A 12,405-nucleotide genomic window follows, 5' to 3' on the forward strand; every position below is an offset into this window, starting at 1 on the left:
TATTTTATCGGCACTTAATAATATCTATTTATAAACAGTCTTCATAGTTTCTTAATGTTCTTTTAATTTCGATTGCAATTAATTCAGCAATTTTAGTTGGCACTCCATTACTGATCATTTTAAACTTTGCCGTTAATGGTAAATCTCTTGGAAAAACAAATTCATCCGGAACTGTTTGAAGTCTTAATGATTCACGTACAGATAGTCTTCTTGGTTCCGTTGGATGAAGATGTACTTCATTATTACCGTATGCAACAGTAGGACTATATCTAAACCGATGTAATCTTTTAAAGGATTTCCTTCTAGTATCTCCTTCCTGGATATAATGAAATTTCTCAGAATAAGAGTTGAACACATCATTTTGATTAGGCGTTTCTTCTGTCAAGCCCTTAAAAGCTTGAATAACCATTAATGATTTATAAATATCAGGTATTGTAGTAATCTCATGTTCAATAACACTAGATTTGTAAGGCCACACCTGAGGCCAGTTGATGCTTTTTTTTGGTAATATTAGTTTCGCTTCTGGAAATTTAAATATCGACTTATCATCATTCATTAATCTTTCAACAGAATTGTCCCTATATCCATTTCTTACTAATTTCCTAAATATTTTCTTTTTAAATCCCACTACAATAATCCTAGGGCGGTCTTGAGGAAATCCGTAATTTAATGGATTTATTATTTTGTGCCAAACTTTATAGCCTAGTTGATCTAATGTCTCTAGGAGAAGTTTAAAGCTTTCTCGATGATCCTTTGTTTTAGATAATCCTTCTACATTTTCAAAAAAAATAAACTCAGGTTTAATCTTTTTAACAAATGATAAATAACTGTAAATAAGCTTGCCTCTCTCACCAAGAATCCCCAAGTTTTTTCCAGCAATAGAATAGTCTTGACATGGAGGCCCGCCTATTATTCCAGTAATTCCTTTAAACTCTTTTGAAATGCTGATAATATTCTTTTTGTCCGATAAATCCATAGTCTCAGAAATGTGTTTATGAGATATCATTCCTTTTGACCAGTATAAATTACTTGTACGTTTTGCATATTCTTCAAAAGCTTTATTATAACCATAAATAAATTGTTCATTCACCTCAAGGGCTCTTTCTACTTGAAAACCTTCATTCAAGAAACCTAAATCAAGAAACCCCGCTCCGGAAAAGAGAGATAAGATAGATTTTTTTCCAGGCACCCTCTCTTTCATGACTTCATCCACATGTAAAACTCCTTATTTTGCAACTTGATTTATATCAATTTCTCTACATGATATTTTGGTTCTATTTAAATAAAATTCAACTCCTAATGATAATATTCTGATCCCTGAACGAAGAACATGAATAGGTAGCTCTATGAACAGCATATTTTCATCTTTCATAGTATGGGATTGACTATTAAAATCACTAAAAGTAAAATTACCTAACACGGTGAGTCTCTCAATTTGCTCTCTTGTTAACAATTCACTGAAATTAAAGTAATCCCGAACAATAAAATTCCCCGTATTCTCTACCACAAGTGGTCTAACAATTTTCAAACTAATAATTTCCCCACTATCATCCTTTATCTTTTCAAAAGAAATATTCGTCTTCTCATCAATATAGGATTCGTCCTTTATCACAATTTGTTCAGACTCGATATCACGAAGAAATTGAATATGACGTAAACAACTTTGTAAATTAAGCACAATTATCGTTTCCTGATTAGCCGAGTACTTAACTTGATATGTCTGAAATTCTCCGAAATTCTCTTTTTCTGAAAAATTCCCAGGTGTACCGTAAATAAATTTAGGAATATTGATCTCCTGACCAATCGTGTTACCAATAGTATTTATACCTGATCTGCCGCGATAATTCCAATAAAACTTAAGAATTACGTCTCTAAACTCCTTTTTTATTCTGCATACACGTTTAAAAGGAAACGTTATTTTATTACCATTGATTTGATAGTCGAAGATAGTTTTATTATTATTCTTTAAAAGTTCTAAATCTTTAACTTTATCATTTACTTCCTTTGCCTTTAATATTTTAAGTTGTATTGTTTTATAATAATCATGCCAAAACGACGGTAATAACCTCTTTACATCTTCTCTTAAGTCTTCATTGAGTAATATTTCACAGTTCCCATCTTGATTAAAAGCGCAAGTATCTAACAATAAAAAGTCACTGGTTTCTTGACCATTAAAACTAATATTAAGTTTGCCTATTCTTCCATCGCTGTTTTTAAAATGATTAATTTTTATTTCGTTACTTCCATGAGTAATTTTATCTACTGATCCGTTATGTTCAAATGTAGCTTTTAACAAATCAGCATTTTTTGCATTTCTAAGTATTCCTTTTTCTTTTTGTCTAACTATAAAATCACAATCTTGTCCAACTAATACTCTATAGGTGTCATTAATTTTGAATATATCTCCCGGGGCAGGAGGAAGGTGTTGTAAATTGACAGTGTAATCGAAAATTTCAAATGTATTTAATTCTTGAAATTCGGTCTCTAACTCAAAGTGTGCATCCTCATAAATATCAATCCATTCCTCATTAAGAAAGTGTGTTAAACCAATTACATATTTATATTGATTCTGTGTATCTGCTTGTCCCTGTATAAGTTTCCTACTTATCCCATTCTCAATATTTAATTTGAACCAATATTGAATGGCTTCAAACGGAGTAATACCTTCTATATTTGCCATTTCAATCAAGTAACGTACGTTTTCTTTTCTTGTCCACGCTACATTCGTTGCAGACTCTATTGATTCTTGGTGTATATATTTTAGCTTATCGAACACCTCTGTGTACGCACACAGTGCTAAGCCTTTAGCCATACTATTAATTTCTGACTTACTAGTTTGAATTATAAAGTAATCTTCTCTAGATTTTGGCTGAGAAACTTCCTCATTACTTGTAAAAATCACACTCGCTATATTTACAACTGAGTGCCCTTTTTCCCTTTTTTTATCCCTTTGCTCTAATAAACTCCTAACAAAGTTAACTCCCGCTTCCATCTCGTTATCAATTGCTTTATCAACAATACAAACACAGAACTGACTTGTGGTTAATCTTTCTTCCACCTGTTCTAAAAACGACTTAACTTCAGGTAGCGATTTATATATCCGAATAGATCTTCTTGGGGTAGTTATTTCACTAAGTATATCATCACAATATAATGGATAAATACCGCAGCCATATTTCAAAAATAACGGCTTTAGTTCATAATTTTTTTCCATAATAGGTTCAAGTATTTCTTTCAAATATTTTATCTTGTTTAACAAGAATTCATACTTTGAATCTTCCAAAGCAAGTTCTAATTCACCTGCATTAATTAGCTCATATTGTGTATCGTCGATCTCAACTTTGGAAAATTCATTAAACATATCATTAAATTCATCAGATAATTCTACTGAATCTACTATTTTCAATTCTTCAACCAATAAGTTTTTATCTTGAATAGGCATCAATATTAACCATGATAATATCTCTTCTGGCTTATCTCTAACTTCAAATTCATTCTCAATAAAAACAAATAATTCAGCATTTAAGTAATTAACTAAAGAATGAAATTTACTCGTCATATTCAATCTCCCTTTTATACCGGTAAATTGCAAATATAAACCTATTCCCATGTTTATTTCTATCTTTTAATAATTCTATTTCTCCTCCAAAGGATCGAATTAATTGCCTTGTTATATATAATCCCATTCCTCGCCCTTTTTCCTTACCGGATTCTAATGGTTGAAACAATGTATTCTCCATAAATGGGAAAATTCCCGTTCCTGAGTCACTAAAATAGATAGTATCATTATCCTTCTTCTCCAATTGAATAATATCCGGCTCTATTCTCTCAAGGCTCTTATCAAACAATTGCTTGTTTTTTCGTTCCCTGATCCAATATATCGAATTATCAATTAAATTATAAAAAATGTGCACTAAAACTCCTTTCGGAACTTCCCAAAACATGTCTATTGTTGAATAATCAAAATCTATTTTGTTTTCAATTAATCTAACTGAAACACGCTGTTTCATATCAGCCAGAAAACTAGACATATTCTCCATAACAAAATCATCTGCAGTACCGTTATACAAAAATGTATCCTCGAGAAATGAATAGAATCTTCTCAATTCTTTAGCTCTTTTATCGAAAAAAACAAATCTATCGTTTAAAGGACGCAAATGCTTTGTGTATAAATCTCGTGAAGATACTAATAAATACTTCTTCAATTCATTAAAATGTTGTTCATATCTATCAGAGTAGTCGAAATTAGAAAGCAATGAGTGTAGCTCATGAGTTAATACCTCGGTAACAAGTCCATTGGCCATTAGCTTATAATTGTTATAGGATTCTAATTCTATTTTCTTGTATTCATTTTCTATTTGTTTAACTATAGATTTTGATTCATTCAACTGAGATATAGTACTATCAAGAGATGTCTTTACTTTTTCACCAACAATGGAAAGGTGTTGGAGAGTATTAGAATTAAATATATTTTTAGATGTCTTTAATGTATCACTTAATAAATTCAAGAATTCATTTAAGTGATCTTGACTCTCCTTAGCAACTTTATCAGTAGCATGAATTGTTTCATTTAATTTCGGCAATACGTTTTCTGGAAGCAGTCCTTCCTGTTCTATTATTAATTTTGTAATATTATATGCTCTTTGACTAAACTGATAGAAATATGAATTAAATATTCTTTTTACACATCCCGTTAATGATGTAGCATATTCATTCATTTTCATATCTAAGCGAGAACTGATCTCAGTAATAAAATCTTGATAAGGATCATTGATACGAATATAACCAATAGTGTTACCTAGCTCAAAACGATAAAACTGTTGTCCTCTAGTACGTGCTTGTTGTAGTTCTAACCAGTCATCGCCTTTATTTCCTAAATTGGCTATCCTATGGTTCCCTCTATAAAGTCTAATGCCATTATGATTATCTAGTAATGCTCTGATATTATGAATTTTATAATTTTGGGGTATTTCCAAGTTTTCCTTTGCTGACTTAATTGCTAGAGCAGATAGTTTTAGGTCTCTTTTAAAAGAATAAACTTTTCCTTCTATTGGTGTGATTTTTTTCAAATAATTTAAATCCACTCCTTCAAATCTTTTTTTGATCTCGGGCTCATCCCATTCCATGTACAGGCTCTTACTGAATCTTTCTTGATACTTTTCTAAGAGATGACGATAATAGGAAGGTTCTTTAATCCAATCTGCTGAAATATCTTTGGTTAATAATTTCAAATGTATCCGTTCTAAGTACCATGGTTTAATACTCATTGACAGTGTTAAAAATAGTTTTCCATTTTTAGAAATCAACTTAAACTGATGCTCAGATTCAGCAATTTTTATGGCTTGATTTTGAAAATCTGTGGATATTTCATCGTTATTTAGAAAAGCGCTGATAGTAAAATTATTGGTCTTATAGTTATCAAAAGGTGAAAATAAAAAACTAAGAGAAGACAATAACTCCTCTTTTAATTTCAACTGTTTTGTATAGTCGTCAAACAGGCTCAGTTGCTCTTCTCGTCGGTCATCTATAAATTGTGAAAAATTACTATTTAGTCCTACAAACCATAATCTCGTATAGTTAGTGCTTGATTTCTCAAATTGTTGAACCTCAAGTTCCAACTCATCTATTCTGCTATTTGTGCTTATTAATCTATCCCAGTCAATCATAATTAATAAGGTAGAATTCATATCAAGTTTAGTAGTTTCAATAAATAACACTTTACTTAATCTTTGAGCAGCTAGTCTACCAATGCCCTTTTCACCTAAAGGCATTCTAGAATTTATTTTCTTCTCGTTCTTTTGCTTTTTTTTAATATCTGTTCCTATTGTGAAAAATCCATTCTGTAAATCTTCTTGATTCATTCCAATCCCATTATCTTCGATTATTACAATTTGTTGATCATTCGACTTTTTCTTTATTTTTTCTAGAAGTTGATTACCTATTGGCCTTAAAAAAGACTCGAAGTTATGTGTAACTGGGTTTTCTATAAAGTGAAGACGTATCTCTTCTGCTTCTGCATCGTAGGAGTTTTTTACAAGCTCTGTAATTGCTATTTCATCCTTAGTTATTAAATCGCTTCCAAGGTGCTCAATTACTCTTGAATTGAAAGTAAACTTCATAATACATCTCCTTTTTTTGTTAAAAATAGCTCCCGCTTTCATGTAAAAATGATACTATCTATCTTCCAGTATATTTTGAATTAATTACACAGTTATACCTTAACCAAGGAATTTCCGATCTCCTAAATTCAAGACAGTTATTATGATTTTAGAATATATATCTAATTCTTATATAGCGCCGCACCGATATAGTATGCCCTAACTAAAAAAGAAATTTAATCATTATCTTTTACTTTAATATGGTTATCGATGTTTAGGAGATCGGCTTCATTAACCCAAGGTCCTTACCGCATTCTCCTTAATCTGCGTAACCATCTCAACAAGCTTTCTTTGCTTAGTACCATCGAACAACTTAACGAAACTCTGAGGTTTATCAAAAGGTGGCTTGATGAGTTCAGATACATTGTCGATGTAGCCGTTCTGCACAATATAATCAATAACCTTCTTCACAAATACGATTTGCGCCTGGCTGAGAGACTGATCATTGATAAATTCGGAGAAGGCAACCATTGCCGCTTCATATTCCAGCTTGGCAATTCTGCGTACCAGCAGGCCGAACGGCGTATCTTGGAATTCCCGCTGATAGTCTTCCGCTGTACCAAGTTCCCCTGTAAAAATTCTCTCCAAGCTCTCGTAATCGAGAGCCGTTAGCGGAATGTTATTGCGAAGCTTATGAATGACAAGAGAGTCGCGGTTCTTCTCAATATAGCGATTGACCTTCAGCTTATAATCCTCAAACTCATAGGCCGCATGCATGGCCGCTCCCTCTTTGACGGTCAGGACTTCATCAGCCAACCTCGTATAGATCGGATTCTTCCCACCCTCATCTATAATTAACTTAACTAGACCACGAAGCTCCACGCGCACCTTCTCAAAATTCAATACATCCGAGTTCTCCCAGAACTCATCCGTTCCGATCGTATTGATAAAAACCAACTTTTCTTTGATCTGAGGAATGGTAGCACGTTTTAATAGCCTAGTAGCAACATCTATCAGTTGATTCTTGCCCTTATTGAATTGTGTAGATCCCTCAATCTGAGCGATCATCAACCCATACATGAAATTATCAAATCGTTTGGCATGCTCATCTGTATCATCCATATAAACAATAGGTGCGAGGTATTTGATTAGGTTATGCTTATCTTCATCTGACAAACAAACGAAAGCAGCAGCATGGTTATAATTCTCAATATATTGCAGTTGCAGCCGCACAGAGACCAGCTCTGTATTTAGAGCTATTATCTGCTGTAAGATCGTTCCTATTAGAACTGTACGGATCATTTGGTAGGGTTCTTCAATAAAAACGGACTGCTGCAGATGATGAATCAATCGAACCCTTTTCGCGAAGATCGCTTCGGATAGGCTTTGAGTCTCATTGCCGGGCATGCCTTCCTTGTGCTGACGGAAGAACTCAAAGTTCCCGAGATAATCAAAAATCACAAAACCTGTCTTATCTTCTCCTTCTCCAAACAGGTTCTTGCAGAGCCTTGTCCCCCGGCCGATCATTTGCCAGAACTTCGTCTTCGAGCGAATACGCTTGAAGAACACCAAATTCACGATCTCCGGCACATCAATGCCCGTATCCAGCATATCCACCGAGACCGCAATATGTGGTACCTTTTCAGCAACCTTAAATTCATCGATGGTACTTTGAGCATAATTGTCTTCTGAGATGATTCGTTTGGCAAAAGCACCGTTATACTGCGGATACAGCTTATTAAAGCGCTTAACAATAAAGTCGGCGTGTTTTTTATTTTGCGCAAAGATAATCGTCTTCCCCAGCCTATCCCCGCCTGCGACCTTAATACCCTTGGTCATTAAATCTTCCAACACCCGATCCACGGTAGGTTCGTTAAAAATAAATTCATTCACCGCAGGAGATGGAATAAAATCAGGCATTGCTCCATCCTCATCCGTGAAATCTTCCTCGTAACGTGCCTTATCTTCAGCGGAAAGATCATCATACGTGATCCCCTGCTCTAGGAATTTCGTTGTAGTTTCAATGTTATGGTAAGGCACCAACACTTTGTCGACCTCTACTGCCGTTTCATAAGGATAGACATAGGTTGGCACACCGCTCTCCATCTCGAAGAAATCGTAGGTATTGCGGTCAACCTCCATCTTTGGAGTTGCTGTTAGACCCACAATGATGCCGTCAAAATACTCAAATATCGTACGATATTTCTTGAAAATACTTCTATGCGCTTCATCCACTATAATCAGATCAAAATGGGCAGGGGTAAACAAGCGCTTGCCATCATCGCTCTTCGCCTTATCAATAGCATTAAGCATCGTTGGGTAGGTCGAAAAAACAATTCGGGCCGTCTTATCATCCTTATTACTCAACAAGTTACACAAAGACATATCCGGCAGGTAATTCTTGAAATCATCTTTTGCCTGTTTAACTAGTGCTGTTCTATCAGCTAAAAATAACGTGTTCGTGACATATCCGCCACGGGATAAAACATCGGTTAAACTTGATGCCGTTCTGGTCTTCCCCGTACCTGTTGCCATGACAAGCAGTGACCGTCTATGACCTGTTGTAATATTGTCGCATACCGCTCGAATGGCTTCCTTCTGGTAGTAACGGTCTGTGATATTGTCATCTATGACTACTTCTGCTAATACTTTACGTTCGTTCCGGCGGTTCATCAGCTTCTCCAGATCAGCCTTGGAGAAAATACTGCTTACCTTGCGCTGTGGAGAGGTGATGTCATCCCACAGTTCGGTTTCAAAACCATTGGTGATGAACATCATGGGTCTTCTGCCGGTCATTCTCTCCAAGCAATCCGCATATAGCTTGGCCTGATGGCTACCGATCTTCGGGTCTTTAGAGGTTCGTTTCGCTTCGATGATGGCAAGGGGAAGTCCGTCTTTGCCGTATAGCACATAATCGACGTAACCTTTCTCCTCATGATTAGGCATTCCGTATACTTCTACTTCTTCCCGCACATCATCCCCGAAGATCCAGCCGAGCAATTTCAGATCTACATCGATATACTTTTTGCGAGTCTGGAACTCCGAGATATCCTCAGGGGTAAAATGACGCTCTTCCTGATGCTGCGTTTTCTCAGCAGTGAGCCGATCACTCATGGCTGCGATTTTGGCACGCAGGGCCTCAATTTCGGAATCCTTTTGCTCGATTAAGCTATCTTTCTCCTTGATCTTGGCTTCGTCGAGAATAACTTTTTCGGCTGGGATGTTAGCTTCAGCAAAATGCCTCTCTTCATAGTTAGCACCATAGCAATAATCAATCCACTGCACAAATTCAAATAAGGCAGCAAGAGATAAAACAGCATCACTTCGGCTAATTGCTTTGTCGGTATGTACCGCAAGGTTCCCCAGCTTGATGATATAGGGTAGCTTGCTCCAAGTCTGGTTCTCCATTGCGAATTTGAATGTAGGTTCGTGAATTAATGACTGTAAGTTGTCCTTGTAGGGCATGGTGATGGTGTTGTCGGCAGCGTAAACCCATTTAACCGCAAGCTCAAAGGCCTTCCGGCTTCCCACCGCCGCCATGGCGGGAGCGGTAGCAAGTACTCGCTCCGCTTCAATACAAGCATTGGCAAACAACGCATATTCTGATTGTCCTTGTAAAAACTCGAAATTTGCTGTCATTAGCTTCACCTCAAGTTAAAGTAATTGCTCGTTATTCAAAATACTCGCTCATTAGGCTGTCGAATAGGTACTGCGTCTCGTTGATCGCCTTCTTGACGAGGGATTTTTGTTCTTCGATTTGGGTGACGATGGTCGCGAATTGGGATTGGAGTTCAATTGGTGGAATGTAAATTTTGATATTACCTAACTCTTTTGCATTAATGTTTGCCATTCCAACGATATTTTTAGCCATCTTGAATAGCAGTTTTTTTCCATATGATGAATTAAGATATGCAGATATAAATTCGCAATTCGCCTTATCATTAGGTACTAATCGAACCAAATATCCAGCATAGGCCATTGGCCTAACTTCTCTGAAAACAGCTGTTTTTCCGACAAGCTCTTTACTGTTTGTTCGGTTAAACAACATTTCTCCTTTATGAACAAGATATTTTTCTAGATCTTTTTCACTTAAATCAATATACTTCATATCTGAAAAGTCCATATTACCTTCGTATGTTAAATTGTTCATTCTTAATATTGGATATGACAATTTTTCTGTAGAAGCCTTCTCACTTGTTCCGTATTGGATTTTCAAAGCTAAATCCTTTATTATTCCAATGTTCCATCCCTTTTCATTGGCAACAGGATCACCGAATAAATCGTAAAAAGTGGATTTAACAAGCTTATCCAGCTCCGCAAGTTGCTGTTTGTGCATGGCAAGCAGTTCTGCGGCGGTGTCTAAGGTCTTGGCAATTTTCTTTTGTGTTTCTAATGGCGGGAGAGGACATAAGATTTCACTAAGACTTTGTTTATTTATAGCTTTAAATGTGCTACCAGTTCCTTTTAGATTCAATTCAGTGTGCTTCAGTTTTAAAACATAATACAGAAACTTTGTATCTAATAAATCCCCTCTTGGAGTTAGAGCTGCAAGGCCACGACCAATGCAACAAGTTTCTGTGGCAATATTTAATGCTCCAATAGGCGCTCGCACAGAAAGTAATAGGTCATCTCTTTTTGCTATTTTAGTAGGTTTATTGCAAAAATACCTTGTTTTAGGGTGCAAATCTCCAAAATCTGCATTACCTTGATAAAATGGAATGCCCTCTCCTTCTTGATTGTAACTCGAAGATTCGGGTGACTGCCCCATATTCAAATCACATATATCCATCAACTTCACTTTTTCCCACTTACTCACCAATAACCCCCCTCAACTCTGCCATCTTAGCGGCAATATCAAGGTTCAGTTGATCCAGTCGGTCCATAATCACCGCAGGAGCATCATACTCCACTTTTTCATAGACAACTTCCTTATAACGATTAATCGACAGATCATAGTCATTCGCTTCAATTGCAGACTTATCCACCAGGAAGCTCTGCTCGGTAGGCTGGCGATCAGCCTCACCTTCAAGGTTATGGAACCTGGCAAGTATGTCAGGGATATCATTGGACGCAACAGGGGAACGCTTATCATCCAAGGAATATCCATCTGCTTTCATATCGTAGAACCATACTTTATCCGTACCGCCTGCATCCGTTTTTGTAAAAATAAGCACCGCTGTGCTAACACCCGCATACGGTTTAAACACCCCACTTGGCATGGAAATGACAGCCTGAAGCTGATGGTTCTCTACCAATTCTTTTCGCAAAGATTTATGTGCCTTAGTAGATCCAAACAACACGCCATCCGGCACAATACAAGCGCACCGTCCGCCTTTACGCAGAATCCGCAAGAAGAGTGCCACAAATAAAAGCTCCGTCTTCTTCGTATCCGTCACGGTCTTCAGGTTATCGTGAATGCTCTCAGCATCCACTGTTCCGGTAAACGGAGGATTGGCAAGCACAATATCATAGGCGGAAGCTGTATTATTTTGCTTAGATACACTGTCCACATAATCAATATGCGGTTGGTTTATGGAATGAAGCATCAGATTCATCGCCGAAAGACGCAACATCGTTCTATCGGTATCAAAGCCTGCGAACATTTCCCCTGCAAAATGCTCCCACTGCTCGCTCGTCATTTCAGACTCGTATTTCTCTCTGATATACTCAGCAGAAGAGACAAGGAACCCCGCTGTGCCACAAGCCGGGTCACAGATCTTATCATCTGGTGTTGGGGCAAGCAGACGCACCATCATATCGCGGATATGTTTTGGAGTACGGAACTGGCCATTTTGTCCGGCAGTAGCCAATTTACCCAGCATATACTCATAAAGGTCACCTTGCATGTCCAAATCTTTAATATCATGTTCGTACAGCTCGTCTAAGCCTGTGATCATCTTTTGCAATATCTGAGGGGTTGGAACCAGGAACATAGCATCCTGCATATATCGCGAGAAGGCCGTAGTGTTGGCTCCATTCAATGTTTTAATAAATGGGAACACTCTCGTGCTGACAATATCGTATATGATACGGGGATCTTTCGTTTTAAACTTATTCCAACGCATGGCTTGCCCTTCTTCATCCTGCGGGAAAATCTTCTGTATTGCTGCACCACCTAAGGATTCAAAATTCTCATTCGCCTCTTCTTTTTCGTCGAGAGAACGGATAAACATCAAGTAGGTTAGTTGTTCTATAACGGTTAATGGGTTGGTAATTCCGCCCGCCCACATATCTGACCATATTTTATCAACCTTGTTGCGGACTTCTCCTGTAAGCATTCGTGACTTCCTCCATTTTCAAAAACAGT

The 12,405-nt window shown here is 36.8% G+C and carries 6 protein-coding genes; all 6 read right to left on the reverse strand.

What is annotated here, in order from left to right; translation table 11 throughout:
- Positions 1 to 28: 28 nt before the first annotated feature.
- The gene (locus KJS63_RS15940) at positions 29 to 1,213 is read right to left on the reverse strand and encodes a DNA cytosine methyltransferase (RefSeq protein WP_213619984.1); all 1,185 of its coding nucleotides are present in this window, start codon (positions 1,211 to 1,213) and stop codon (positions 29 to 31) included.
- 12 nt (positions 1,214 to 1,225) lie between these two features.
- Entirely contained in the window at positions 1,226 to 3,559 is a 2,334-nt protein-coding gene (locus tag KJS63_RS15945; protein ID WP_213619985.1) for a hypothetical protein, read from the reverse strand.
- A complete protein-coding gene (locus tag KJS63_RS15950) occupies positions 3,549 to 6,119 on the reverse strand; it encodes an ATP-binding protein (RefSeq protein ID WP_213619986.1) in 2,571 nt (856 codons plus the stop codon). The genes KJS63_RS15945 and KJS63_RS15950 overlap by 11 nt, the downstream gene beginning before the upstream one ends.
- A 270-nt stretch (positions 6,120 to 6,389) precedes the next feature.
- The gene (locus KJS63_RS15955; RefSeq protein ID WP_213619987.1) at positions 6,390 to 9,737 is read right to left on the reverse strand and encodes a DEAD/DEAH box helicase family protein; all 3,348 of its coding nucleotides are present in this window, start codon (positions 9,735 to 9,737) and stop codon (positions 6,390 to 6,392) included.
- A gap of 31 nt (positions 9,738 to 9,768) precedes the next feature.
- The gene (locus tag KJS63_RS15960; protein ID WP_213619988.1) at positions 9,769 to 10,914 is read right to left on the reverse strand and encodes a restriction endonuclease subunit S; all 1,146 of its coding nucleotides are present in this window, start codon (positions 10,912 to 10,914) and stop codon (positions 9,769 to 9,771) included.
- Positions 10,907 to 12,376 (reverse strand): type I restriction-modification system subunit M, encoded by a 1,470-nt coding sequence (locus KJS63_RS15965; RefSeq protein WP_213619989.1) that lies wholly within the window; start codon positions 12,374 to 12,376, stop codon positions 10,907 to 10,909. Before KJS63_RS15965 ends, KJS63_RS15960 begins: the two co-directional genes overlap by 8 nt.
- Between the last annotated feature and the right edge of the window lie 29 nt (positions 12,377 to 12,405).

Source organism: Paenibacillus sp. J22TS3, assembly GCF_018403205.1.
Classification (GTDB): Bacteria; Bacillota; Bacilli; order Paenibacillales; family Paenibacillaceae; genus Fontibacillus; species Fontibacillus tuaregi.

Excerpts from the sequence above, each read along its gene's own strand:
- KJS63_RS15965 (WP_213619989.1), bottom strand. The coding sequence starts at position 12,376 with ATGCTTACAGGAGAAGTCCGCAACAAGGTTGATAAAATATGGTCAGAT.
- KJS63_RS15945 (WP_213619985.1), bottom strand. The coding sequence starts at position 3,559 with ATGACGAGTAAATTTCATTCTTTAGTTAATTACTTAAATGCTGAATTA.
- KJS63_RS15950 (WP_213619986.1), bottom strand. The coding sequence starts at position 6,119 with ATGAAGTTTACTTTCAATTCAAGAGTAATTGAGCACCTTGGAAGCGAT.
- KJS63_RS15955 (WP_213619987.1), bottom strand. The coding sequence starts at position 9,737 with ATGACAGCAAATTTCGAGTTTTTACAAGGACAATCAGAATATGCGTTG.